The sequence below is a fragment of the Niastella sp. sgz303648 genome (assembly GCF_059587045.1).
Map to the genome: position 1 here is coordinate 58,262 of NZ_JCAPSW010000014.1, position 25,554 is coordinate 83,815.

At 43.2% G+C, this 25,554-nt stretch carries 21 protein-coding genes; 11 read left to right on the forward strand and 10 right to left on the reverse strand.

Features of this window, described 5'->3' with window-relative positions:
- Positions 1-28 precede the first annotated feature (28 nt).
- Positions 29-433 carry an SGBP N-terminal domain-containing protein gene (locus tag AC59IL_RS30075; RefSeq protein WP_496555946.1) on the forward strand — a complete coding sequence of 135 codons (405 nt, stop codon included), beginning with the start codon at positions 29-31 and terminating at the stop codon, positions 431-433.
- A 157-nt stretch (positions 434-590) separates the two neighbouring features.
- On the forward strand, positions 591-1,586 hold the full coding sequence (locus AC59IL_RS30080) for a DUF4466 family protein (protein WP_496555947.1): 996 nt from the start codon (positions 591-593) through the stop codon (positions 1,584-1,586).
- Between the two features lie 352 nt (positions 1,587-1,938).
- On the opposite strand, the gene AC59IL_RS30085 is transcribed toward AC59IL_RS30080, so the two are convergent.
- From AC59IL_RS30085 to AC59IL_RS30095, 3 genes are all read right to left on the reverse strand, one after another.
- The gene (locus AC59IL_RS30085; protein ID WP_496555948.1) at positions 1,939-2,472 is read right to left on the reverse strand and encodes a DUF4199 domain-containing protein; all 534 of its coding nucleotides are present in this window, start codon (positions 2,470-2,472) and stop codon (positions 1,939-1,941) included.
- A gap of 147 nt (positions 2,473-2,619) precedes the next feature.
- Complete coding sequence (locus AC59IL_RS30090) at positions 2,620-3,093, reverse strand: response regulator transcription factor (protein ID WP_496555949.1); 474 nt, start codon at positions 3,091-3,093, stop codon at positions 2,620-2,622.
- Between the two features lie 71 nt (positions 3,094-3,164).
- Positions 3,165-5,114, reverse strand: coding sequence for a heparinase II/III domain-containing protein (locus AC59IL_RS30095; RefSeq protein ID WP_496555950.1), 1,950 nt, complete (start codon positions 5,112-5,114; stop codon positions 3,165-3,167).
- A gap of 835 nt (positions 5,115-5,949) precedes the next feature.
- On the opposite strand from AC59IL_RS30095, the gene AC59IL_RS30100 reads away from it, so the two are divergent.
- Entirely contained in the window at positions 5,950-6,984 is a 1,035-nt protein-coding gene (locus AC59IL_RS30100) for a LacI family DNA-binding transcriptional regulator (RefSeq protein ID WP_496555951.1), read from the forward strand.
- Between the two features lie 58 nt (positions 6,985-7,042).
- Here the strand turns inward: AC59IL_RS30100 and AC59IL_RS30105 are convergent, their stop codons facing one another.
- Positions 7,043-8,086 carry a LacI family DNA-binding transcriptional regulator gene (locus tag AC59IL_RS30105; RefSeq protein WP_496555952.1) on the reverse strand — a complete coding sequence of 348 codons (1,044 nt, stop codon included), beginning with the start codon at positions 8,084-8,086 and terminating at the stop codon, positions 7,043-7,045.
- 270 nt (positions 8,087-8,356) lie between these two features.
- Here AC59IL_RS30105 and AC59IL_RS30110 point away from each other — a divergent pair, with 270 nt between their 5' ends.
- On the forward strand, positions 8,357-8,695 hold the full coding sequence (locus AC59IL_RS30110) for a cupin domain-containing protein (protein ID WP_496555953.1): 339 nt from the start codon (positions 8,357-8,359) through the stop codon (positions 8,693-8,695).
- A gap of 32 nt (positions 8,696-8,727) precedes the next feature.
- On the opposite strand, the gene AC59IL_RS30115 is transcribed toward AC59IL_RS30110, so the two are convergent.
- The 5 genes from AC59IL_RS30115 to nrtS all read right to left on the reverse strand — a co-directional run bounded on the left by AC59IL_RS30115 (position 8,728) and on the right by nrtS (position 12,803).
- On the reverse strand, positions 8,728-8,880 hold the full coding sequence (locus AC59IL_RS30115; protein WP_496555954.1) for a hypothetical protein: 153 nt from the start codon (positions 8,878-8,880) through the stop codon (positions 8,728-8,730).
- A 14-nt stretch (positions 8,881-8,894) separates the two neighbouring features.
- Entirely contained in the window at positions 8,895-10,316 is a 1,422-nt protein-coding gene (locus tag AC59IL_RS30120) for a S41 family peptidase (protein ID WP_496555955.1), read from the reverse strand.
- 51 nt (positions 10,317-10,367) lie between these two features.
- Positions 10,368-11,159 carry a DUF4241 domain-containing protein gene (locus AC59IL_RS30125; RefSeq protein ID WP_496555956.1) on the reverse strand — a complete coding sequence of 264 codons (792 nt, stop codon included), beginning with the start codon at positions 11,157-11,159 and terminating at the stop codon, positions 10,368-10,370.
- A 130-nt stretch (positions 11,160-11,289) separates the two neighbouring features.
- Positions 11,290-12,423 carry a TIGR03118 family protein gene (locus AC59IL_RS30130; RefSeq protein WP_496555957.1) on the reverse strand — a complete coding sequence of 378 codons (1,134 nt, stop codon included), beginning with the start codon at positions 12,421-12,423 and terminating at the stop codon, positions 11,290-11,292.
- Positions 12,424-12,605: 182 nt separating this feature from the next.
- Positions 12,606-12,803 carry a nitrate/nitrite transporter NrtS gene (gene nrtS, locus AC59IL_RS30135; RefSeq protein WP_496555958.1) on the reverse strand — a complete coding sequence of 66 codons (198 nt, stop codon included), beginning with the start codon at positions 12,801-12,803 and terminating at the stop codon, positions 12,606-12,608.
- Positions 12,804-12,974: 171 nt separating this feature from the next.
- Between nrtS and AC59IL_RS30140 the strand changes: the two genes are divergently transcribed.
- The 7 genes from AC59IL_RS30140 (at position 12,975) to AC59IL_RS30170 (ending at position 22,734) form a co-directional block, all read left to right on the forward strand.
- Complete coding sequence (locus AC59IL_RS30140; protein ID WP_496555959.1) at positions 12,975-13,490, forward strand: OsmC family protein; 516 nt, start codon at positions 12,975-12,977, stop codon at positions 13,488-13,490.
- A gap of 273 nt (positions 13,491-13,763) precedes the next feature.
- On the forward strand, positions 13,764-17,807 hold the full coding sequence (locus AC59IL_RS30145) for a response regulator (RefSeq protein ID WP_496555960.1): 4,044 nt from the start codon (positions 13,764-13,766) through the stop codon (positions 17,805-17,807).
- Between the two features lie 41 nt (positions 17,808-17,848).
- The gene (locus AC59IL_RS30150) at positions 17,849-18,658 is read left to right on the forward strand and encodes a CheR family methyltransferase (RefSeq protein ID WP_496555961.1); all 810 of its coding nucleotides are present in this window, start codon (positions 17,849-17,851) and stop codon (positions 18,656-18,658) included.
- Positions 18,659-18,722: 64 nt separating this feature from the next.
- A complete protein-coding gene (locus AC59IL_RS30155) occupies positions 18,723-19,304 on the forward strand; it encodes a chemotaxis protein CheB (protein WP_496555962.1) in 582 nt (193 codons plus the stop codon).
- Between the two features lie 2 nt (positions 19,305-19,306).
- Complete coding sequence (locus AC59IL_RS30160; RefSeq protein ID WP_496555963.1) at positions 19,307-20,806, forward strand: sensor histidine kinase; 1,500 nt, start codon at positions 19,307-19,309, stop codon at positions 20,804-20,806.
- Positions 20,803-21,255: a response regulator gene (locus tag AC59IL_RS30165; protein ID WP_496555964.1), complete on the forward strand. Its 453-nt coding sequence runs from the start codon at positions 20,803-20,805 to the stop codon at positions 21,253-21,255. The genes AC59IL_RS30160 and AC59IL_RS30165 overlap by 4 nt, the downstream gene beginning before the upstream one ends.
- 3 nt (positions 21,256-21,258) lie before the next feature.
- Entirely contained in the window at positions 21,259-22,734 is a 1,476-nt protein-coding gene (locus AC59IL_RS30170; RefSeq protein WP_496555965.1) for a PAS domain-containing sensor histidine kinase, read from the forward strand.
- A 61-nt stretch (positions 22,735-22,795) separates the two neighbouring features.
- On the opposite strand, the gene cphA is transcribed toward AC59IL_RS30170, so the two are convergent.
- Positions 22,796-25,453, reverse strand: a complete 2,658-nt coding sequence (gene cphA / locus AC59IL_RS30175; protein WP_496555966.1) for a cyanophycin synthetase — start codon at positions 25,451-25,453, stop codon at positions 22,796-22,798.
- Positions 25,454-25,554 lie beyond the last annotated feature (101 nt).

The following is a 25,554-nucleotide window of genomic DNA, read 5'->3' on the forward strand; positions in this document are numbered from 1 at the left end:
CGCCAAACGCGCATAAAAAATTACAATAATGAAAACGATCATAAAATCAATAATAGCCCTTTTACTGGTGTCGGCAGCAGCGCCTTCATGCAAAAAAAATTACCCGGTAGATGACGATGGTTTGCTGATTACTACAAGGGCAGAATGCTATGTAAGCAGTTTTGAATTACTGGGTGAAGATTATGTAACCGTACTGAAATCGTTTGTGGTTGACACCACCGCCCAAACAGTAAGCGCTACGGTAGTGTTTGGTACCGACCTGAAAAACCTGTATCCGCAATTCACCCTGGCTTCCGACTGCAAACTGGATCCCAAGATCGTAGGAAAGGTTGACTTTTCCGATCTGTCGAACCCAAAGCAGTATACAGTTATTTCAGGGAACCGGCAGGTACAAAAAACCTATAAAGTTTTAATAACCGTTCAACCCCGATAGAGCGTGAAACGTGAAACGGCAAACGGAAGCTGATGGTGTAACGCGGTATCCCGGCGATGCATAAGCAGCCGCGGTGCGCCTGAAGTTCGCAGTTCTTTTATAGTTCACCTTTACCGTTTGCCGTTTCCCGATTTTTTAAACAAGTAAATAACATGCAATGCAACATCAATCAATATATCTGAAATACACATCTTTGCTTGCAACAGCAGCGCTGCTTGTATTGGCGGGTTGTAAAAAGAATGACTATGAAGTTCCCACACCCAAGGATGTTTTACAAAACGATTGTATTAAAAGAACCCAGGGGCCGAATATAGTTGGCAATAACATTGAATTTGCCTATGCCATGGCTATTTTGCCCGAAAAAGGAAAACTGGTTTCAGCGAAAGTCGAAGCGTCGATCGACGGAGCAGCAGGAACCTGGCTCGAAAATAAATCCTATTACACCAATAGCAGCGGCACCGATGTGGGCATTCAGATCGGCGATCCTTCTGTTACCAATAAAAATGTAACTACAGTATCTTTTACAAAAGATACTATGGCAGCCACGCTCCGGTATTACTATGTAGTTCCTGATGCGGCGCGCGGACAACAGGTTTCATTTACTTTCTCGGCCGAAAGCAGCAATGGCGAAAAGGTATCGTACAAAATGGGGCCTTATACCATTGCAAAAATGGATATGAAACGCAACATCGCTATTTCTGATGGTAACCTGATGTATATTTCAATAGCCGATATGGCCGCTTACAATGCAACAGATGCCGCTACCAAACCCGGCAGCATCGACCTGGTGTATTTATACCGCAATTTAACCACCAGCACCTTTAATCACGCTTTTGTTTCTCCTGCTGCCGATACTACTTATAAACCCGGTATCACCCTGCCTGCAGGCGTTAACAGAAGCACATTTGAACGTAAAGCATTTAACCTGCAGGATTTTAACCTGGCACAGTTGAAATACGGAATTTATATCGATGACCCTGATTTTGTACAACTCGATCTTTCCAATGAACCTAACTATGTCATTAACATGAAACAGGAAGGCGGTATATGGGTTGAAACAGGTGATCATAAATACCGGGCTTATATATATGTAAATTCAATAGCCAAGGATAACAAAAGCGCCGTCATAAGTATGAAGCGATACGCCTTATAGATATATCAAAAAGTTTTAAAGCCCGTTTGCTATGCCCAGGCATAGCTTCGGTAAAGCAATGCCGTTAGGCAGGCAGGTTCCGGAAGTTGGTATGTTCAACCGTCAACAACAGTTTAATATGTTTAACGAAAGCCATCATTTTTTTCTATCGTAAAGAGATAGTCCGTAGTCCGTCCCTGGTGGCTGCCGACCGACCAGTCAAAGAAATTCCTATGAAAAACCACTTTCGGGCCTGTCCCGCTTTTCGGCGGGACTTTTTTTATTAAGGCACAAGGCACAAGGTCTTGCGGTTTAGTCAGGCTGACTAAATTTGAACGGCTTGTGCCTTGTACCTTGTCTTCCTGTGCCTTATTTATGCTATCGCAACCTGCGGGTTGCCTTTTCTTTTTAAAATAAGGGCGCTGATGAGTGAAATGATAATGCCAACGGGTAATATTTCAAGGTAGGTGAACAGCACTACAAACAGGGGATTTTTATACATTTCTTTCATGGAGCTCATTTGGGCAATTTTTTTATCAAGCTGCTGCTGGCTGAGGCCGCTTGCTTTTGCCTGATTGATGGCATGGGCGCAGTATTTTTCCATAAAGTCGGGGAAGAAAACATAATACTCTATCAGCCATACCAGCACATACATGGTAGAGGCCACCAGCGTAATGTATAACCCGATCCTGAACGCTTTTCCAAAACTAATGACCCTGTTATTATATTTATCGCGGTAATTTTTAGCGCCAATAAACACAAACGAAAAGGCAACCAGCATACCGGTATAGCCTACCACCTCGCTGCCCTTAAAATCAGCTTTAATATAACAAATGGCCGTGATGATCAATAATAAGGAAACGATGGCGCCGGCAATCAGTCCAAATACAATTACGGTTTTTTTCATGTTTGAAGCTTTGGTTTTATGAATACAGGCAGTTGTTATACTGCTGCTTGTTTCATCACAAAAATGAACCATGCGCCCATAATTCCGTTCATACTTTCGGGTGATTTTGGCATCACCCGGCATTTTTATACTAAAGAGTGAGTCTTTTTATGGAATGAGGTTCAGGCGTTTAGCCTTTTCAATGGCCTGTGTTCTTCGCTTCACATCCAGTTTTTCGAATATACGCGACGAGTGTGTTTTAATAGTATTCAGGGAAACGAATAAACGAGCGGCGATCTCCTGGTTGCTTAATCCTTCGGCAATTAACTGCAATACTTCCAGTTCGCGTTTGCTTAACCCGAGATCGTTCAATGCCTTTTCATTGAAAGTAAAACCATTGACCGAAGGTGCAGGCACTTCCTTTTCTATCACAATGGTTTCAACTTTGGGCTTTGTGAGTTTCAGCGCCAGCCATATGCCCAGAACAGTAAAGATCAGGGCAATGGCGCCGATATAAATTTCAAGTGCGTGGTCAATGATTACAAAGCGTAATTCGAGCCACTTCAGCACAAATAACAGAATGGCCATAGCTACGCCATACAACAGGGTGTGTTTATATTTTGCCAGCGGCTTTATCTGCATATTGCTGAAATAAACAACGGTGAACTATATGATAAAAATAAGATATTTTATTTCAGCAAAATGGCCACCTTCTATTGAGGCATTATCACAAACTGAATTACTTCATTGGTTTTAGGTGTGGTTACATCAAAATTGATGCGATAGATATTATCGCCCCATTTTTCCATTATGCCTTTGTCTTCCATCGCTGTCAACGGAATTTTTTCAACAGTGGGTTGCATGCGGCCGGCATTGTATTGAATGATGAAGTCTTTGGCAGTGCCGTTTTTAAGTTGATAATGTATTACCAGCTCGCCCGGTTTTTTTACCTCGGCCGGGTAGCAGGTCATCAGGTGCTCTGTGATATGATCGGCTTTTTTAAGCGTAACAACATCTTTAACAGTAACATTTTTACCTCTGTTCAACCGTATAGAACGTTGCCAGTTGTTTGCTTCGGCTTTTTCGGAATAGGCGCTGGCTATATTGAGCGACAGCTGCGCAAATGTTTTGCTTTTATCATATGCCACATTGGTGGCCTTAAAGGCTGCACCGGGTAGCTGATTGGCTCCGTTTATGGTTGGTGTATTGTGATACTCTGAGCAGTTGGACCATATGTCGTAACGCTTATCACTAAAAGTTTTGCGTGTATAGGTACCGCGGCCTACGTCGATCAAAACCGGAAAGCCGTTGTAGTATACAATGTAGTTGCCAACATCGTTATGGTTGTGGCTTTCGTCGTTATGACCACCCTGAGCTGCTACAAACAGGCCATCGGTGCTGCCTTGTTTATCGCGGGCCACCATTACCTGAATGCCGGGGAACCATACATCGGCAGGCAGGGGAAGTGCTGTTGGGGCCTGCTGAAATTCATCCTGCATAAACAAGGAGAACAATGTTCTGAAAAAATGCGACCGGCTGCCCCTTCCATCTGCCGGTTTGCGATAATAAGCGCCGAACTGCATCATACTGGTATCGTGAATATCTTTTCCAAAACGGTATATCATGTTGGCGGCCATACCTGGCTGCGGATCGGCATCGGCAAAGTCTAAAAAATAAGCAGGACTTATCTGTGCCCGGTAAATAAAGCGGGCCATGTTTTTTATTTTTTCGTCGTTGTACACATAGCTGAATGCATTATTGGTGGCGAGGTTCAGCATAGATACATTGTCGTACAGCGAAGCTGCTGCGGCTCCCCAATAGCCCGGTCCTTCGTCGCAACCGCCATCTGCCGGATACGGGTTTACAAATGCATCGAGCACAGTAAGCAGTTTTGCTACCATTTCGGTCCGTTTGTTATCGTCTCTTTCAAGCAACAGGGCGGCGTTCAGCCAGTTTGAACAGATCCAGGGATTCCAGTTGTTTGGCGGACGGCCATTGGCATTTGCGGCCATCCATCCATGTTGTTTGGTCATCAGCGGCTGAAAAATGCGATTGTTGGTTTCATAATAAATGCGCTTTCTTATTTGTGGCGATACGGCGTCGAGCTTTTCGCCCAAAAAATAATCAACCCAGGCTAAAAAGGTGGCTGTTTCGGCACTGAAGAGTTCAACAAACGGTTTCGAAACATCCATCAGTCCGCTGTATTCTTTATTGTGAGGCAAATGGGCCGGGGCGCCCCAGAAAGATTCTTCGCATATATTCCATACGCCGTTAATGATGGGATCAATATATCGTCCTTTATTTTCATATACTTCGGCCAGTAACAAAGTGGCCAGCACTTCGCGTTTTTCAGCGCTTATGCTTTGGTATTCGCTCCTGTCGCCGGTGCGCTCAATAAGCAGGGAAGAAGTGGCGGGAATGGAAGGCCATTTATAATTAATATAGGTGTTTGCCTGTTTAACAATGGCCTGCATCATGGGTTCATTGGCTTTGGCCCATCCGGCGCGGTCATTGATTTTGGGAAAGGGCATCCATTGAGCCCATGGTATTAAAATTTCTTTCAAATTAGCGGCAGTATATTTTCCGCTGAGCAGGTTTTGTGGTTGTGCTGTAATACATGAGTACAAAAAGAGTGTGACAAGGAATAATATGGTTCGTTTCATATAGCAGGTGTTCAGTTAGTTGTAACGATAATATACATGCAAATATTGAAAGCATTTGTTTCACTATGCATTAACAGATGATTAAAGTTTGCAAATTCCTTCGCTTCGCTCAGGAAAATTGTCACAGATTATATGCTCATCGTTGCTTCGCAACGAATGTCCCGCCGCGGCGGGACCACAGATGAACACAGATTTTAATGTCAAAACTCAACCTTATTTATCAACGTAGCTACGCTTAAATGAATGACAGCTATTAGTTTGGGTGTTAGAATTGAAAGTTATCTGTATTCATCTGTGTCATCTGTGGCGAAGTTATCCGTTAATCATGGCGCCGAAGGCGACATGCTGTAATCTGCGGTAAAGCTGCATTTTCCGCCGAAGGCGGTATGCAAAATCTGCAAAATTTTACGAAAACGTTTCAGTAAATAAATCGTTCAAAGTATGAAAACGATTTCAGCTTTTTTTGGCAGGTTTGTAGTCAGAGATTCTGATTCATACCAGTTCACAGATTGCTTTTGCCACCCATCCTATGCCGAACGGTTATAAGGCCCCGTTCCCGTTTCATTTCTGCAAACTGTCTGGAAACGATTTCACGAATCATTTAAGGTTAATACACAAGTGTCAGACCCCTGCACCAGGAGGGAACAAGCCATGAAGGTAATTTGCCATCTATGCCAACCGGCTATTCAGCACCGCGTCTGACCGCTCATGATTAGTTGGTGTTACAAAAATGTAAATCCGCATACGGGTAGCATACAATAAAAAACGTATGTTGCAGTAGGTTAGGGTATGTGAATGCGGTATTTTCAAACTAACGATTTGCATTAAAGCCATCATGAAAGACCCTAAACACAACAAGAAGAATTCTATCCAGGAACTGGCAAAAGCGTTGCATTTGTCGCCGGCTACTATTTCACGCGTGCTGAATAACCACCCGCATGTTAATAAAACAACACGAAACCGGGTTATGGCATTTGTTGAAAAAGTGGGCTATACCCGTAATGTAATGGCGTCGGGCCTGCGCACCAACCGAACCTATACTGTTGGTTTAATTGTTCCCCGTATTTCGATGTTTGTGCATACCGAAGTTATTACCACTATTCAAAATGGTTTGCGCGAGCATGGGTACCACCTCATCATTTGCCAGAGTAACGATTCGCTCGAAGTAGAAAAAGCATTGGCGCGTACGCTTTATGCCTCACGGGTTGATGCCGTAATTGCCGCCTGCACGCTGTTTACTACTGATTTCAGTCATTTTGATGTATTAACCGAAAACAATATACCCATTGTGTTTTATGACCGGGTGCCGGTAAACCCATATCCTGCCTGTATTATAAAAGGCGATGATTTTCGCGGCGGGTATCTGGCTGCATCGCATCTTATACAACTGGGTTGCAAACGTATTGCCTATATATCGGGCCCGTTAACCTGTAATATTTATTTAGACCGCTTTGCCGGTTTCGAAAAGGCATTAACGCAGCATAAAATACCGATCCATAAAGAATGGATGTTTTATCACGAACTAACGGCCGATAATGCACGTAAAGACATGCACCGGTTGTTTGCACATGCCCCTTACCCCGATGCCATCATGGCTGCCAATGATGTATCGGCCATTACTGTATTGGATTATGTAAAGGAAATAGGCATATCAGTTCCCAATAAATTGCGCATTGTGGGGTATTCAAACGATCCCCGCTCATCGATCATTACGCCATCTATCACCACGATTGAACAGTTTCCTACACGCATAGGAAAAGTGATCGTAACAGAATTATTAAAAATATTAAAGAACGGGCACGATCAACCTATTGTTGACTTTGAACCAATTATTACACCGGTTGAGCTGATCAGGAGAATGAGCACGTAGCAATCCGGGTGCCAGATACCGGTTACCGGGTAACCGGCAACAGGTAACCGGTAACCAGTTATCGGATCTTCGCTACTTTTTTACTTTTTATGGTTCGGGCAGTGGAGGCTCTTTCTATCAAAGTAGATTTCAATACAATGCTCTCCTCTTTCAATTGAAAGTTTTTTTTCTCTAATACCTTCAGCAATATCGTCGCAGCTTCGCGGCCAATGTTAAAGGCCGGCTGGGTAATAGTGGTTAATGAAGGATTCAATAATGATGCTGTTTGCAGATTAGAGAAACTGATGATCTTAACATCCTGCGGAATTTTGAGATGCAGCTCATCGCAAATTTCATAGCTTAAAATGGCATAGCGTTCTACAGCTGCAAAAATGCCATCGGGTTTATGTTCGGTCAACAGATTTTGGATCAGTGCGGCATCGTGTACATTATTGTTTTTACATTCAACCAGCAACGTATCGTTGAACGGTATATCATGGTCCTGTAAAGCCTGCAGATAACCTTTGGTTCTTTTGTTTCCGATACTTAGTGATTGCGATATGGCCAGATGGGCAATTTTTGTACAACCCTGGTCAATTAAATGCCTGGTAGCGAGGTAGCCGCTTTCATAATCATCGGTGGTTACTTTAGCGGTATCAAATCCATCACAAACACGGTCGAAAAATACGATAGGCAATCCTTTGTTTTTCAGGTTATGTAAATGGGTATTATCGGTTGTGGTGCCTGAAACAGATATCAGCACACCATCGGCCCGGCCACTTTGCAAATGCCTTGTAAATGCAACTTCTCTTTCATAATCTTCATGCGTTAAATAAATGGTTACATGATACCCTTTTTCATGCGCAACTGATTCAATGCCGTTAATGGCAAGTGTGAAATAATTATTGGCTATTTCGGGAATGATTACAGCTATGGTTTTGCTGTTATGTTTTCGCAAAAAGCTCGCATGTGGGTTGGGTTGATAGTTTAGCTGGTTGGCAAGAGCAATAACCTTTTCTTTGGTTTCTTTACTAATGTCATAGCTGTCACGTAAAGCCTTCGATACGGTAGCAATTGATAGATTGAGAATCTGGGCCAGTTTTTTTATATTAACTGATTCCATATGGGTGTTAGCGCTTTTCGCATATAAATTAATCATATCCTGCCATATAAAACCCAAAGTGGTAATATCACATACTGGTTAGCCAATTTAGCATATAAAATTATTTAGCATTCTGCCGGTTGATATAGTGTTGATTGTATACATTTCATATAAATTTTATCTTTATCCGGTGCATAACTTGTTGTATTAACCAGTAAAGGAAAATATGTATCGCGTGTTGCATACGCACTGCAGTCAGGCAATATTATATTATTATTTAATAAACTATATATGTTACAAAGTGATCTGTTTCAGTTCGAAAATGCTATACCCTGGGAAGATGTGGGCAATGGCATTCAGCGGCAGATATATGGGTACGACGACCGGGTAATGCTCGTAAAAGCCAAGTTCGAAAAAGGGGGTATCGGTACCTTGCACCAGCACCCGCATTCGCAGGTAACCTATGTTGATAGCGGGGTTTTTGAGATGACCATCGGTAATGAAAAACGCATTATTCGCAAAGGCGATGGATATTATGTGCCTCCGCATACACAGCATGGTTGTATTTGCCTCGAAACCGGCATGCTGATAGATGTTTTTTCACCGCACAGGGAAGATTTTTTGAAATAGTGAGTGGTAAGTGGGAAGTAGCAGGCAGGAATTTACACAAGCAATGACCAATTTCCTGTAGGTGCAACCTCATTTTCTGTAAGTAAAAGCTCATTTCCTGCAAGTAAAAGATCATTTCCTTTTGGAAAAATATAATTTCTCATGGGGAAATTATCCTTTACGCGTTGATTTATAACGGCAATCATGAGCCGGGTTCTTCCTACTTCGCTTTCTCCATAACGTACTTTACCCAATCAGCAACATCATTCCCTATAACCACATCGGGCTGAATACCTATATTATCGATAGGGTGGGTGAGTGCGTTATCTGAGCGTGAAGTAGAATACCTGAGTGAAAACAAATTGCAGGCGATTTTTGAGGAAGCTGCATTGGTATAGTCTACTGCTCCCATGGTATGAATGCCGTAGAATTTCACTTTGCTGCTTTGCCGTGCTTTCAATAAAAATAATTCGGTGCTGCTGGCGCAATACTGATTAATAAGAATAGATACTTTTTGGGGATAGGGAAGCACTGCATCCATTTTGAGGGTATCGGCCGGCCATAATTTATAAACTGAGTTCGGGTGAGCGCGCAATGTATCGCCTTCTTTTAAAAATACTTTTTTCAAACTATCGGTGATGCCCGGGTAATCAACAATCCCATACAGGCCTTTAATATTATCGTCGGTTGAAAGCACCGAAGCGCCTTCGTTGATAATGGGGTATGTATACAGCAGGGGAATTATTTTTTCAAAACAGGTTACTGTACCGCCCGTATTATCTCTTACATCAATGATCAGGTGCGGGGTTCGTTTAATCACTTCATCGTACCGCTGAAGCAGGCTGTCGATGATGATCTTATATTGGTATCCCCCTGCGGTGGGTATAACCAGCAAACAGGTATTGCTGTCGGGCCTGCTGAAAGTTGCTTCATACCTGTTCACCCGGCCGGGTTTTGTTACATTGTTTATTTCAACTTTATGCCAGATGAACATCGTTGATGGCAAATTCATCCGTATGGTGTTTTTGTTTACCTGCAAAGGGCCGGTCGACAGGTTATGATACCTGGCAGCCAGGCCGGTAAGCCTATAACGGGCGCCGTTTTTTTTCAACCTGAATTTTATTTGTCCGGGCATCCAGAACAGGCTGTCGGCCTTTAAAATAAAGGCAATGAGGTTACCGGGATTTTTTTCACGCATTAACCCTACCCGGTATGTTTTACTTTCATCTTCCCAAATGCCTTCCAGTGAATCTGATTTGTTTTTGTTGGTTTCGAGATAGTGCAGGAATGCCGTTTCTGTCATTGAAACCCGTTCGGCATTTTTAAACATACTACGAATGGTTGTATAATTCGATGAGTCTTCATTGATCCTGATCGATATATGTGCGTCGTTAAAAAGCCCCAGCCATCTTTGCATGGCAGCAAAGCACGTGGTCAAACCGGCTTTGGGCGCCGTTCTTTGTATACTGTCTGTTACCCGGTCGAATTCTTTTTTATTAGCGGCAGTAATTTTATCAGAATAGCCAATGTAGTTGGTCTTCATTTTGAGCATCACCTGGCTGAAAACTTCCGGGCAATTACAGTTTTGCCCAAATGAGTTGATGCCTGCCAGCAGAGGAAGCAGGAAAATAAAAAAACGCATAACGATAAAAATATATTGGTTAACGTGAGTAATGCTGAAGGTACAATCATTTTATAACTTCCACCATGCTACCAATGCAAAGTCGGTTAAAAGCTGACAAACGTTTCCCTTATTGTCAAAACCAATATACACAGCATAGCATCCATCGCCGTAACCGGTTGTAAAAGTAGCCAGGTTGTGGCCTTCGAAATCATGAATGAAACCTTTATTTCCGTTTTCTTCGAATTTTTTTACAAATACATTTATCCAGGCGCTATGGTTTTTTAAATTAAAAAGTTTGTTCGCTACTGAATCAATATAAATGCCGGTAATGGCATCAACACCATAACAATAAATACTGGTGTCTTTTAGTGAAATAGGTTTTTGCCCCCGATGTAATGCAAATTCCCATTTTTCAACAGTATTAGCCGAAAAAAGTATTCTGCTAAAGGCCACCCGTTCATATTTGTCGGTTTTTGCCATAGCAAGCGTTACAGGAAATTCACCTATAGGAAAATTTTGTGTAAAAGGAGTTGCGTCGTGCATTACTATGGGATCGCAGGCAATGATCTTTCCGCTTTCTATTTTTATTTTTCCGATATCGAGGTTGTAAAACCGGTACGAAAAATCGCGATACTTTACCTGGGTACCTTTATAAAAAGCTGCCTGAAAAATTTGAGGATATTCTTTGCCCGAAAAAGAAGTAATAATTATTGGTTTTGAAGTATCTGGTTTCGGTTTCGTCAGCTCTTCTTCCATTTTTTTAAAATCCACCGTATCATTAAAGCAGGAGGCACATAGCAACAATAAAATGAATGACAGGTTAAAAAGCAGAAGCGTTCGAATATTATAAAATTTGTGCATGCTTACTTTGATACAGCTGCCAAAATAAATATAATTACTTTAACTGCAAAGCCGTGCATGATATCAAACAAGCGGAGTAAATATCTCTTCTGTTTGAAACCGTGACACGGCTTTGATCCATGCTATTAGGTCACTTCGTTATATATCCGAACAAACCTTCCGTTTCATCATCAGGGCCGGCGGTAAAATACAATCTGTTGGGATCGATGGTTGATGTAGATGGCGGAAACATAAGGGCCCATAACCCATCTATGACAATCGGATTGCCATGAGCTCTTAACTGACCAAGAAAAGTTCCGTTCAAACTATAGGCATTGATGTGGCCATCGCCGAAGTTGCCTACAAGAATTGCCGGTTGATCGCCATCAAAGAAAGAAGCCGGCGCCCAGGCTACACCCCAGGGAGCATTGAGTTGTCCGCGCGATGCAAACCTTTTTTCCAGTATGCCATTGGCATCGTAAATATCAACATAGCCATTGCCGGAACCTACTTCTTCATCACCGGTTTCACCAACTTTGGCATACATCACGTATAACTTGCCGCCAACATTCTGAATATTAAAAGGTCCATAGTCTGCCGGCAGATCGGGATCTGTAAAGGGCATACTAACCGAAGCAAAATCTTTATCCCACACCTCGATCTTTTTCCCGGAAAAATTGGCTGTATACAAATAATAATTCCCCGCAGTATTTTGCGCCATAGTAACTCCGGTATATGCTGCAGTACCGGCATTGTTTTTTATGATTAATGCAAAATTGCCTGCTGCGGGATTCCAGCCTGAAATAATGCCATCATCTCCCACAAAAAAGAAACGGCCGGCTGCGTTGTTCGATAAATGAAAATCGGCTGCATTGGGATCGATATTGAGCACCTGTCCGGTTGGACTGCCGCCGGTAGCGCCACCGGGTGAGGGTATGGCCACTTCGGGCCGTACTTCATTTCCTTCGCGATCGAAAACAACTGATACATGGCTTTCGTGCGCCGAAATCCAGGCCACGCCACCGCTGCTGAATGCAATGCCCCACGCGTTGATCAAATGCGGATCGATACGGGCCGGACTGTATTCATCGTTGTTGCCTACCAGGTTTACCTGGGTAAAATCTTTGAAGGTTTTTGGTTGTTTTGATGATTCGTCGGCTCCGATTGTTTGTCCTCCGGCTGCATCGTTCAGTTTTTTCTGGCAACCCTGATTTAAAAAAGCAAGGAAAAGCATGGCTGCGCCTGCTACATGTAGCAGACTGGCTTTGTGCAATGTTAGATTCATACTAAACTAATTTTAGCAGTGATAAAATTGATCCGGTACTTTAGGGGCTGGAATGTATAAAGAGTGGCAGGCTTATATATGCAATACGGGCAGAGTATATAAAAGTTGCCGTAAAATGGAGTATTTGATTTTTGATAATTAAACAGTCATTTCAAAAATTTGCCTTAATCGTTATGGCATGATTATTTTAAAGATTGGGCCGCTTTGACAGAAGAATACAATGAAACACAAAAAGGGGTGATGTAGGTTAATACAATTCTGATTGTATTGCGTGTGGTAAAATTGCTGTACCAGAAAACATCGTAGCTGTTGATGGCGTTTAACAGGCTTCCTACAACGATTGCAACTACAATAGCGCGTTTTACATTTTTATTTGTCATACAAATCAGGTTGATTTTATTTGTATGGCTGCAATCGTTCCCGTATCCGGAATTTTGTGTTTGTAAGATAGTAATTACAAATTTATTATGTGTGATTATAGCGTTTTGTCAGATGCACTACGTTTGCTAATTTAAATTATTATTCACCATCCACCATTGACCATTCACCATATGAACGCTGAGGAACTAAAACAATTACAGGCTCCGCTGAAGGAAAAATACCGCAATGATGCACTGGCGGCACTTATAACCCTGAAGGCCGAAGGGGCCATTGGCGAAGGCATATCGTGCAATGTTGAAACCGGCCGGGCGCTGGTTACGGCAGGATTGCACCCTGCTACCGGCGGCACCGGTATGCTGGCCTGTTCGGGCGATTTGCTGCTGCAGGCCCTCGTTGCCTGTGCCGGTGTTACCCTCAACGCGGTGGCTACGGCCATTGGCATTGAAATAAAAAACGGAACGGTAAAAGCCGAAGGCGATCTTGATTTCAGAGGAACCTTAGGCGTTTCGAAAGAGGCCCCGGTTGGATTCAGGTCTATCAGGCTTTCCTTTATGCTTAACTGCGATGCCGATGATGAAAAACTGCAAAAGCTGTTACAGTTAACCGAACGGTATTGCGTGGTGTACCAAACCATACGATCGGGAACACCTGTAGCAACAAACCTGGCCAGGTACACCGACGGCTAAAAAATAAGGAACCGACTGCGTAAATCGTTCGTAAGAAATAGTTATATTAGATAAGATAAATTTCGTAACTTCAAACAACTCAGTGTGTTGAAGGATGATAGCTCCATTCTGTTCAAGGTTCTGTTAGTTGCATTACATATTCCCTGATTTTAATTGTATCAGGCTGTTCCTTATTGGGTAGTCTGATCCCAAACCATCCCTGGCATAGGTCTGTAGTAGCAAAAATTAAATAACTGTCATTACAAGGATAATGCGTATTAATCTTTTGTTGCTATGAAATTCATCCGCAATCTTTCGATCAGGAACAAACTATTACTTATTTCGGTTATACCCCTTGCCGCCCTGCTGTATTTTTTATCGGCAGATATATGGGATAAAATATCCAGGCGTAACAATATGCGCAGCGTTTATAACGATGTGCTGGAAACAGAAAAAATTGCCGACGTAGTACATGCCATTCAGGCTGAAAGGAGTCATTCCATCAGCTATATGGCAACCGATGGGCGTGAAGAGAAAAATGACATGCTGAATCAGCGGTTGCAAACGGATAAAGCCATTACTGCGCTGGATTTATTACTGAAAGAACAAAAAAGAAATAAAACCTTTTGGTTTGCAGATAGCCTGCCACGCATTCGTGAAGCTGTTAATTCATTCAGCAAAAATATAGATAGTGTAACGAATGTTTATTCAGATATAAATGCCCTGATGTTCGACCAGGTAAATGAAACCTATCGCGGGGCCAGCGACCTTGAAATAAGAAATGCACTGGAAGCGCATTTGCTGCTGTTATATAGTAAATGTTATCTCAGCCTGTTATACCTGCATCTGCACATTGCCAACCTTCAAAGAGGTTTCTCACAACATTACTTTGCCGAATTTGCAAATCTGAAAGGCAAATATGAATACAATCTTGACCGGTTTATTAAAAATGCTACAAGCGAACTGCTTTCTGTATTCAATAAAAAAATGAACGATCCGGGCATATTGTATTCAAAACGGTTTATCGATTCAGTATATCGTAATCCTGCCCTTATATCCGGCAATTCAGATGATTTATGGAAGATTAATATAAACGCTTACCTGAATGCGTTAAAGGAACTGGAAGATGCATCAACATTTTATATCCGGCAACTGACTGAGCAGAAGGAGGCTTATATTACAAGTGCCTTAACACAAAGTGTGGTTATTGTTGGCCTGGTGATGTTGGTTATTGCCCTGCTGTTATTTTATATCATCCGCACCATCGGCGCTTCGCTGAAGCTTATTAAAGATGCGGCAGACCGCATTGCGGAGGGCGAAGTGAGCCTGAGCGTTCCTGTTATGGGTAAAGATGAAATTGGCGAACTGGCTACGTCTTTTAATCAGCTGATACAGGTTTCAAAAGATTATGTACAGATTGCAGATGGGATTGCCAAAGGCGATTATTCTGCTGAAATTAAAATTCGGGGCGAAGGCGATTTATTGGGTAAGGCGCTTACCAATATGAAAAATAACCTGCTGAAACTATCGCAGGAAAACGAATCCCGCACCTGGCTGCTTACCGGAGCCGGTGAACTGAACGATAAAATGCGGGGCGAAAAAGATGTACACGAACTGGCGCAGGGCGTTATTAATCAGCTAACCACTTATATGCAGGCCCAGGTAGGGGCCATCTATCTGGCCGAAAATGGGCATTTGAACCTCACGGGCAGTTATGCCTTTCATCACCGCAAGGGAAATGTAAATAAGATCGAAAAAGGCCAGGGGTTGGTAGGACAGGCGGCGCTTGAAAAAAAGCCGATCATCTTTAATAATGTGCCCGACGATTATGTAAAAATAAATTCAGGCCTTGGCCATACATCGCCCAAAAATATTCTGGTATATCCCTTTGTTTTTGATAATGCGGTGAAAGGTGTTATTGAAATTGGTACTGTGCAGGACGTATCTGAGTTGCAACTGCAGTTGCTGCAGGTAGTGTCGGATAATATGGGTATTGCCTTTAATTCGTCTGAGTCGAGGATGAAACTAAAAGAATTGCTCGAAGAATCGCAACGGCAGTCTGAAGAGCTGCAGGCGCAGCAGGAGGAGATGCAGCAGATAAACGAAGAGTTGCAGGAAAAAACCAACCTGCTCGAAAAGTCGGAAGCCGAATTAAAAGCACAACAGGAAGAGCTGCAGCAAACCAATGAAGAGCTGGAAGAAAAAGCCGGTTTGCTCGAAGAACAAAAAGAAAAGCTCGAGATAACTAAAATGGAAGTTGAGAATAAGGCCCGGGAGCTGGAAGCCACCAGCAAATACAAATCAGAGTTTCTGGCCAATATGTCGCACGAACTGCGTACACCGCTTAACAGCATACTGATATTATCGCAGTTGTTAACCGAAAATAAAAACCAGTCGCTTTCTTCAAAAGAGGTTGAATTTGCCCGGAACATTCACAATTCAGGCACCGATTTGCTGAACCTGATCAATGAAATACTTGACCTGTCGAAAGTTGAGGCCGGAAAAATTGAAATAGAAATTGAAGAAGTGCCGGTTGACCGGCTTGCCGATAAACTACAGCAGGTGTTTAATGAAATAGCACGAAGTAAAAGCATTGAATTTAATATCAGGTATAATAAAGACCGTTTTCCTGCACCCCTGTTCACCGATAAACAACGGCTTGAACAAATTTTACGCAACCTGTTGGCCAATGCTTTTAAGTTTACCGATAAGAACGGAAAAGTAGAACTGACAATAGATATTCAACAGCCTGATGGTACGCTCAACAACAGCCGGCTGCAGCAGCTAAGCGAGGTAGTTGTATTTGCAGTTTCGGACACAGGTATTGGTATTCCTGAAAATAAACTGGCTGTGGTATTCGAGGCCTTTCAGCAGGCCGATGGTTCAACCAAACGGAAATACGGCGGTACCGGTTTGGGTTTATCGATAAGCCGTCAGCTGGCAGGGGCGCTGGGGGGCGAACTGCATTTGCAGAGCGAAGAAGGAAAAGGAAGTGTGTTCACCCTGTTCCTGCCATTGCAGTTTGATGCTGCCATTGTTGCGTCGGCCGGTAAATCAATAGAAATACGAAAGCCTGCCGGTAAACCGGTAATGCAGGAAAAAAAATCGCCCTTGCCAGCCGAACCAAAAGAAGCAGATGACGACCGGTATTCAATTCATGATAACGATAAAGTGATTCTGATCATTGAAGATGATGTATCGTTTGCTCATATACTACTGAACATTGCACGCGAAAAAAATTATAAAGGCATTCTCGCACACCAGGGCAATACCGGTTTAAGTATGGCCCGGTATTACCGGCCCGATGCCATCATTCTTGATATGAAACTACCCGTACTGGATGGAGCTGAAGTATTACGATTGTTGAAAAATGATCCAGGACTGCGACATATACCGGTTCAGATTATGTCGGGGTACGACAAACGAAAAGAAGGACTTGAACTGGGCGCATTTGATTTTATCAGAAAACCGCTTACCCGCGAAGCCGTGCATAAGGCGTTTGACCGGATGGAGGATTTTATAAGCCGCAAATTAAAAAAGCTGCTGGTGGTAGAAGATAACCAGCAACAAAATAAAGCCATACGCGAACTGGTAGGTAATGGCGATGTAAAATCATTCTCAGCCTATACAGGTGAAGAAGCATATGCCATGCTGCTTAATGAAAAATTCGATTGTATCATCATCGATCTCGGCCTGCCCGATATGAGCGGCCTGCAGCTGATGGAAAAGATAAAGGAAAGTGAGCAGCTGAATAAAATACCCATCATTGTGTATACGGGAAGAGATATGAATAAAGATGAAGCCCGGCAACTGGAGAAGCTGGCCAATACCGTGGTATTAAAAACCTCCGATTCAAAAGAGCGGTTATTAGATGAAACAGCCCTGTTCCTGCATCGTATTGAATCGCGCCTGCCCGAAGAGAAGCAACAAATTATCAGAAAGCTGCATCGTACAGAAGAAGTTCTGAAAAATAAAAAAGTGCTGATCGTTGATGATGATATGCGCAATACCTATTCGCTTACCAATGTACTGGAAGAAGAAGGGATGTTATGTTATGTGGCCGAAAACGGCAGGGTGGCTATTGATACATTGAACGAACACAGGGACATTGACATTGTGCTGATGGATATTATGATGCCCGAAATGGATGGCTATGAAGCTACCCAGGCGATCAGGCAAATGCCTGTGTTTAACAAAATGCCCATCATTGCCCTAACCGCCAAAGCCATGAAGGGCGACAGGGAAAAATGTCTTGAAGCAGGTATGAGCGATTATGTAGCCAAACCCGTGAACGTTGAGCAATTGCTTTCGCTGATGCGTGTTTGGTTATATAGGTGAGTGGTCAATGGTGAATGGTCAATAAACAAAACAATGAACTTATGCACGTTGAGGAATTGACGCAATTGCTTGAATCGGTTCGCTTTGTTTATGGATATGATTTTACTGAATATTCCGAGGCTTCGGTGAAAAGAAGGATACAGGCATATATGGAAATGCAAAAGATCGATTCATTGAAAGAGTTGGGAAAAATAATTCTGCGCGATGAATCGGCCTTTGAACAGTTTGTGCAGGATATAACGGTGAATGTAACGGAAATGTTTCGCGACCCGCTTTTTTATAAAAGCCTGCGTAAAAATGTGGTAAAGCGATTGGCTACGTATCCGTTTATCAAAATATGGATTGCCGGCTGTTCAACCGGCGAAGAAGTATACTCAATTGCTATTCTGTTGCGCGAAGAAGAGTTGCTCGAAAGATCGGTGATCTATGCAACGGATATTAATCAAAAGGCATTGCTGCAGGCGAAAGAAGGCATTTCTTCAATAAATAACATGAAGGCGTATACCGAGAATTATATTAAAGCGGGTGGTACAAACTCATTTTCTGACTATTACAAGGCTAAATACAATAGTGTGTTATGGTCTAAATCGCTCAGGCAAAACATTGTTTTTTCGGTGCATAACCTGGCAATGGATAAATCGTTCAACGAATTTCAGCTGATCCTTTGCCGCAATGTGCTGATTTACTTTAACCAGAGTTTACAAAATAAAGTGATCACGCTTTTTCATGAAAGTTTGTGCCCGTTTGGTTTTTTGGGGCTGGGCAATAAGGAGTCGCTGTTGTTTGCCGATAAAAGAAAATACTTTGATGAAATTGACAGAAAAGAGAAGATATATATGAAAACAAGCTGACCTCACCCCCACACCCCCTCTCCTCAAGGAGAGGGGGAGGGGGCCGGGGGGTGAGGTATGCCACATGCACCAGCAACCACCATATGATGCCATTGTAATAGGTGTTTCGGCCGGAGGCTTAAACGCCACATCGCGCATTTTTCAAAAATTGCCGGCCGGTTTTGCCGTACCGGTCATTATGGTGCAGCACCGGGCACGTGACGATCGCTCGCTGCTCGAAGAAGTGTTGCAACGAAAATGTAAAGTGCACATTAAACAGGCCGATGAAAAAGAGCCGTTGAAACCGGGTACCATATACCTGGCTCCGCCCGATTATCATTTGCTGATTGAAAGAAATCGCACTTTTTCGTTATCGAATGATGTGCCCCTGAATTTCAGCAGGCCCTCAATTGATATTTTATTTGAAACGGCTGCTGAGGTTTTTGAAAACAGGTTATTGGGGATTGTTCTTACGGGCGCCAATAACGACGGCGCCGCCGGTATACAAAAGATACGAATGCATGGGGGCACAACAATTGCACAGGACCCGGCAACGGCCGAGTTTCCCGAAATGCCGCAGGCGGCCATCAAAACAGATTGTATACAATATATTATGCAGCTCGATGAAATCAGCCGGTTTTTGTTAAGCAGTATAAAAAAAGTATAATCATGCCCGATCAGACAGAACATCAGATTTTAATTGTCGACGATAAAGTGAATAACATTTATGCACTGGAGCAGATATTGATGCGGCCCGGAAGGAACCTGATCAGTGTTACCAGTGGTAATGAAGCATTAAAAATTGCATTGCAACAGGAAATTGATCTTGTATTGATGGACGTGCAAATGCCGGGCATGGATGGTTTTGAAGTGGCCCAGCTGTTGAAATCGAACAAAAGAACGCGCGAAACACCCATCATTTTTGTATCGGCCGAATTGCAGGACCATAAGTTTGTGATGAAAGGGTTTGAAGAAGGCGCTATTGATTATTTGTATAAGCCGCTGAATCCTGAAATTACCGAAGCCAAAGTGGCCGTGTTGCTGCAATTGCACCGCCAGCGAAAAGAACTGATTGAAAAAAATCTGGCATTGGAGAAATATGCATTGCTCATCAATAATTCGGCCGACCTGATCTGCATCATCAATGCCGAAACGCTGCAGATCGAAGAAGTGAATAATGCTGCCCACGGCCTGCTGGGATATACTGCCGGTGAAATGAAGGGTTCTTCGCTGTTATCATTTATTGCCGAAGAAGATGGTTTGAAAGTACAGCAACTGACCAAAGAACAACAGAAAACATTTTCTTTCGAAGCCTGCATGTATTGCAGCAACGGAACATCGAAGTGTTTTAGCTGGAACATTGCGCACCGGCATGGTTTATGGTTTGCCAACGGCCGTGATATTTCACGGCAACAAAAAGCCGATGAGGAAATTAAACACCTGAACGCCAATCTGAAGCGCAATGTGTTGGAGCTGGAGCTTACCAATAAAGAACTGGAATCTTTTTCTTACTCGGTATCGCACGATCTGAGAGCCCCGCTCAGAAGCATTAACGGCTACGCTCAAATGATACAGGAAGACCACTCACTACATCTTAATACCGAGGCAGCGCGTATGCTGAATGTGATCAGGAATAATGCCAAAAAAATGGGCGCCCTGATCGACGATCTGCTGGCCTTTTCGCGCATGGGCCGTAAGGAATTAGTGCGGTTGCCGGTCGACTTGAATAAACTGGTAGAATCTATTGTGACCGATTGCCAAAAGCAGGCAGGTAATAAAACGCGCATAACCGTGAATGCCTTGCTGCCTGCAAACGGCGATCCGGCCCTGCTGTCGCAGGTGTATATCAATCTTATTTCGAATGCTATAAAATATTCAGCAAAAAAAGATCAACCTGAGATCGAAATAGGCTCCTTTGAAAAAAACGACGACAACGTTTATTATGTAAAAGACAACGGGGCCGGATTTGATATGCAATATGCGCATAAACTATTTGGTGTGTTTCAGCGATTGCATACCAATGAAGAATTTGAGGGCACCGGTGTTGGCCTGGCGATCGTTCAGCGAATTGTTGTGAAGCATGGCGGGCGGGTTTGGGCCGAGGGAAAGGTCGACGAAGGCGCTACGTTTTATTTTTCATTACCAAAACATATAAGCCATACAGTATGAAAGAAAACAACAACAGTAAAATTGATATTGTTCTTTGCGAAGACAATCCCGATGATGCGGAACTTACCATTCGCGCCCTTAAAAAAAATGGCATTACCAATTCCCTGCTTCATTTAAATAACGGCGAGGAGTTGTTGCAGTATATTTTTTGCGAAGGAACTTATGTCGACCGTGATATTGACCATTTGCCCAAACTTATTTTACTCGATCTGAAAATGCCTAAGGTAGATGGTTTGGAAGTGCTGAGAAAATTAAAGAGCGACGAGCGCACCAGCGTTATTCCTGTTGTGTTGCTTACTTCTTCAAAAGAAGACAAGGATATAAAGGAAAGTTATGTACTGGGCGTTAACAGTTATATTGTAAAGCCGGTAGAATTTGAAGGATTTATAAAGGCGGTATCGAGCCTGGGCTTTTACTGGTTACTATTAAATCAACCCTCTCAATTGTAAGTTATGAGTAAAGAAAAAACCACGAAAATCTTAATACTCGAACACGATGAGAACGATTTTGAATTGCTGATGTATGAATTAAAAAAGGGCGATCTGAATTTTGAGTCATTATTAGTTGAAACAAAAGATGATTTCACTAAGGCGTTGGTAAGCTATAGTCCCGATATCATTTTGTCTGACTACTCGCTTCCCGGGTTCGATGGCATTACAGCATTTCATATTAAACAACAAACCTGTGCGCATGTGCCGTTTATAATTGTGTCGGGCACCGTAGGCGAAGAGCGGGCTGTGGAGATGATCAAAAATGGCGTAACCGATTATGCGCTGAAAGACAAATTGTTTACGGTTATTCCAAAAATAAAACGTGCATTAAAAGAATCAACCGAACGGCACGAAAAAGCCATTGCCGAAATGAACCTGCTTAAAAGTGAGCGCCGGCTGGCAGAGGCTCAGGTGATCACCAAAATAGGCAGTTGGGAAATTAGCCGGCAGGGCCACCTGATTGCCTGTTCAGATGAAATGTACCATCTGCTCGATTTGAAACCCGGTGATTTTTTATCGGCTCAGGAATTTTTCAGGATGGTGTTTCCCAAAGACCGGCCGATGGTTGTAAAAGCTCAGACAACGGCTATGGCAACCGGAAGTTTTACACCCATTCAATTTCGCATTATCACCAGATCGGGCGTTGAAAAATATATTGAAGGAAGATGTTCGCAACGTACTGATGATTCAGGTACCAGTTTTATTGGCACCTGTCAGGATATAACCGAAAAAATAAACGCCGAACAACAACTAAAGAAATATTCTGACCAGATAGCCAAAGAGCGGATTGATCATCAGCGAAAACTGGTGCATGCTTCTATCGAAAGCCAGGAAAAGGAAAGGGCTGAAATTGGCAGGGAATTGCATGATAACATCAACCAGATACTGGCCGTGACGAAAGCTTATATTGAGGCTTCGATGGAACAACCTGAAATGTTCGATGAACTGTTGCTCCGGAGCGTGAAGAATCTTCAAATGGCCATTAATGAAATCAGGAAAATATCAAAATCCCTGGTGCCACCGGTTTTAGATACAAACGGACTGGTTGATTCTGTAAACGATCTTATTGAAAACATACAACTCGTTAATCCCTTTGCCATTAATTTCCATTGCGAGAAAGATAATCTTAATAATTTAAGCGGAAAGCAACAGCTGGCCCTTTATCGAATTGTGCAGGAACAATTCAATAATATTATAAAGCATGCCCAGGCCCATAATGTAATTATTAAATTAACCGCCAATAACAATTTCATTGATTTGCTGATCCAGGACGATGGAAAAGGTTTTGATCCGAAAGAAAGAAGAAAGGGCGTTGGATTAACCAATATTCTCAGTCGCATTGAACTGTTCGACGGAAAACTGGAGGTAATATCTTCCCAGGGCACCGGATGTACCTTGCAGGTGCATTTGCCGAAAGAGTGCAGGGAGCTGGTATAGAACGCAGAACGCTGAACGCAAAATGCTGAACGCAAACCCCAAAATGCTGAACGCAGGATGCTTAAAGTAGAGTGTATTTAGCGTTAGGCTTTAAGCGTTTAGCATTAAGCGTATTTATCGCTTTTTGCAACAGTTCGATAACTTCTTTTATATGCTCGGCAAATACTATTGTTACTGAGTTGGGAACGGCTTTCTTCAATGCCTGTTTCAGGCATTTTATTTCATCGGGAACAATGGATACTTTTTTTGCAGGGGCTACCTGCCGTATGCCTTTATAAATTAGCCGGTCTATTTCTTCGGCCGATCTGCCGCGCAGGTCTTTGTCGTGGCGAATGATCAGCTCGTCAAAGATCAGGGCTGCTTCGGCGCCAAGGGCAACAATATCTTCGCTGCGCCGGTCGCCCACGCCTGTAATGATGCCTGTTTTTACCGATGCCGATAACGATTGAATAAACGGTGCAATGGCGCGCAACCCGGGAGCATTGTGTGCATAGTCGACTATAATTTTAAACGAATTGAAATCAAATACATTCATTCTTCCGGGCAGCATGGCGGGGCCGCCCTCAAATGTTTTCAGGGCCGCTGCAATTTGTTTGATATCTATATTTTGTGCATAGGCAGCTATGCATGCCGGTAATATATTGGCAATGTTATAAGTGGCTGCTCCTGAAAAAGCAATGGGAATATCTTTTACATGAGCTATACGATAAACCATTTTTTCGTGTAGTAAGGTTATATACCCCTTTTCATAAACTGCTGCCAAACCGCCCTGTTGCATATGTTGTGCTATACGCGGGTTATCGGCCGTCAGGGAAAACAGGGCAACGTTGGCCGAAACAATGTCACGCATGTTATATACCCGTTCGTCGTCGGCATTTAAAATGGCACAGCCTCCGGTGCAAACCGATTCGGCAATGATCGATTTTACCCGGGCCAGCTTTTCGAGCGAATCGATGCCCTGCATGCCGAGGTGATCTTCAGCCACATTGGTAACAATGCCTATATCGCAATGATCAAATCCAAGACCGGCGCGTAAAATGCCGCCCCTTGCACATTCCAATACAGCCATATTAACACCGGAATCTTTTAAAACTGTTTTTGTTGATACCGGCCCGGTGCAATCGCCTTTTACGATCATCTGGTCATCAATATAAATACCATCGGTTGTTGTATAACCAACGTTGTACCCGGCCTGCCTGGTGATATGGGCCAGCAAACGGGTGGTGGTTGTTTTACCATTGGTTCCGGTAATGGCAATTATGGGAATGCGGCCATTGTTGCCATTGGGAAAAAGCATATCAATGATGGCTTTGCCCACATTACGGGGTTTGCCCTTCGACGGGGCCAGATGCATGCGCAGGCCGGGTGCTGCATTCACTTCAAGAACGGCGCCTGTGGTGCGTCCGTTTTGTTTCAAAGGTTCGTTTAATGAAGGTGCTATAATATCAATGCCGCAAATATCGAGGCCGATTATGCGCGCAATGCGTTCGAACATAGCTTTATTGGCAGGATGCACTTCGTCGGTTACGTCTTCGGCCGTTCCGCCTGTGCTTAAATTGGCTGTTGGTTTCAATAAAATAGTTTGCCCTTCGGCTGCAATGGAGTCGGCCGTTAAACCCTGGCCGGTTAGCATAGCCTGAGTAGCTTCGTCGATGGTAATGCGGGTAAGCAGGTTCTCATGTTTATTTCCTCTTTTGGGATCGTCGTTTAGTTTGTTAACCAGTTCCCTGATGGTGTGCACGCCATCGCCGGTAACTGCGGCGGGCGTACGAAGCGCTGTAGCAACAAACCGGTAATTGATAACCAGTACACGGAAGTCGTACCCTTTAATGAACTTTTCGCAAATGATAGTTGATGCAATTTCCTTTGCATGCCTGAACGCTTTCATTGCATCGATGTAACCGGAAATATTGGTAGTGATGCCTTTGCCCTGATTGCCATTTACGGGTTTAATAACGACCGGATATCCGATATCGTTGATAATAGCTTCCAGTTCTTCTTCATGCATTAAGGTAGCTCCTTCGGGCACAGGAATATAGTTCGATTGCAGTAATTGCCTGGTGGCGTTTTTGTCGCAGGCAATATCAACACCGATACTGGCGGTGGTTGATGCAATAGTTGCTTCAATTCGTTTTTGTGCCGAACCGTAGCCCAGTTGTATCAGGCAATCGTCGTTCAGTTTTATAATGGGAATATTTCTTTTTATGGCTTCCTGCACAATGGCGTTGGTGCTGGGGCCTAACCGGTTTTCTGCTGCAATTGATTTCAGCGCATCGATATCATGTTGAACCTTGTAGTTGCTTCCTTTTATCAGCGCTTCCGCTATACGAACGGCTGCTTTGGCGGCATACCTGCCTGCTTCGGCATCCTGATAAGCAAATACAACATAATACAAACCCTTTTTGCCGGCGGGGCGGGTGCGGCCAAAAGCTACATGCAAACCGGCCAGTATTTGTATTTCAAGGGCGATGTGCTCAACAACATGCCCCATCCAGGTGCCGTCTTTCACACGTTTTAAAAATCCTCCTTTTATGCCTACCGAGCATTGATGGTCAATGAGTGAAGGCATCAGTTGTACAATGCGGTCGTAAAATCCGGGAATCCTGTCGGTTGGCTTTTCTTCAAGCTCTTCAATATCAAGCAACACAACTACAAGGCGATGTCTGTAAACCGACCAGTAGTTAGGCCCTTCGGTTGTTTTAATATCCAAAACTTTCATATGGCTATAATTTGTTTTGGTCAATGTGCAGTGCAATGCGCAGTTAATAATAAAATTTTTATACCATTAAATTTTAATGCAGCAGCAAGCCATAGGGTGGG

Bases quoted from the DNA above. Each gene is read 5' to 3' on its own strand.
- AC59IL_RS30120 (WP_496555955.1), bottom strand. From the start codon at position 10,316: ATGCGTTTTTTTATTTTCCTGCTTCCTCTGCTGGCAGGCATCAACTCA.
- AC59IL_RS30140 (WP_496555959.1), top strand. From the start codon at position 12,975: ATGAACGCTGAGGAACTAAAACAATTACAGGCTCCGCTGAAGGAAAAA.
- nrtS (WP_496555958.1), bottom strand. From the start codon at position 12,803: ATGACAAATAAAAATGTAAAACGCGCTATTGTAGTTGCAATCGTTGTA.
- AC59IL_RS30075 (WP_496555946.1), top strand. From the start codon at position 29: ATGAAAACGATCATAAAATCAATAATAGCCCTTTTACTGGTGTCGGCA.
- AC59IL_RS30090 (WP_496555949.1), bottom strand. From the start codon at position 3,093: ATGCAGATAAAGCCGCTGGCAAAATATAAACACACCCTGTTGTATGGC.
- AC59IL_RS30110 (WP_496555953.1), top strand. From the start codon at position 8,357: ATGTTACAAAGTGATCTGTTTCAGTTCGAAAATGCTATACCCTGGGAA.
- AC59IL_RS30125 (WP_496555956.1), bottom strand. From the start codon at position 11,159: ATGCACAAATTTTATAATATTCGAACGCTTCTGCTTTTTAACCTGTCA.
- AC59IL_RS30080 (WP_496555947.1), top strand. From the start codon at position 591: ATGCAACATCAATCAATATATCTGAAATACACATCTTTGCTTGCAACA.
- AC59IL_RS30150 (WP_496555961.1), top strand. From the start codon at position 17,849: ATGCACGTTGAGGAATTGACGCAATTGCTTGAATCGGTTCGCTTTGTT.
- AC59IL_RS30105 (WP_496555952.1), bottom strand. From the start codon at position 8,086: ATGGAATCAGTTAATATAAAAAAACTGGCCCAGATTCTCAATCTATCA.
- AC59IL_RS30165 (WP_496555964.1), top strand. From the start codon at position 20,803: ATGAAAGAAAACAACAACAGTAAAATTGATATTGTTCTTTGCGAAGAC.
- AC59IL_RS30095 (WP_496555950.1), bottom strand. From the start codon at position 5,114: ATGAAACGAACCATATTATTCCTTGTCACACTCTTTTTGTACTCATGT.
- AC59IL_RS30170 (WP_496555965.1), top strand. From the start codon at position 21,259: ATGAGTAAAGAAAAAACCACGAAAATCTTAATACTCGAACACGATGAG.
- AC59IL_RS30130 (WP_496555957.1), bottom strand. From the start codon at position 12,423: ATGAATCTAACATTGCACAAAGCCAGTCTGCTACATGTAGCAGGCGCA.
- AC59IL_RS30145 (WP_496555960.1), top strand. From the start codon at position 13,764: ATGAAATTCATCCGCAATCTTTCGATCAGGAACAAACTATTACTTATT.
- AC59IL_RS30155 (WP_496555962.1), top strand. From the start codon at position 18,723: ATGCACCAGCAACCACCATATGATGCCATTGTAATAGGTGTTTCGGCC.
- AC59IL_RS30160 (WP_496555963.1), top strand. From the start codon at position 19,307: ATGCCCGATCAGACAGAACATCAGATTTTAATTGTCGACGATAAAGTG.
- AC59IL_RS30115 (WP_496555954.1), bottom strand. From the start codon at position 8,880: ATGATTGCCGTTATAAATCAACGCGTAAAGGATAATTTCCCCATGAGA.
- AC59IL_RS30085 (WP_496555948.1), bottom strand. From the start codon at position 2,472: ATGAAAAAAACCGTAATTGTATTTGGACTGATTGCCGGCGCCATCGTT.
- cphA (WP_496555966.1), bottom strand. From the start codon at position 25,453: ATGAAAGTTTTGGATATTAAAACAACCGAAGGGCCTAACTACTGGTCG.
- AC59IL_RS30100 (WP_496555951.1), top strand. From the start codon at position 5,950: ATGAAAGACCCTAAACACAACAAGAAGAATTCTATCCAGGAACTGGCA.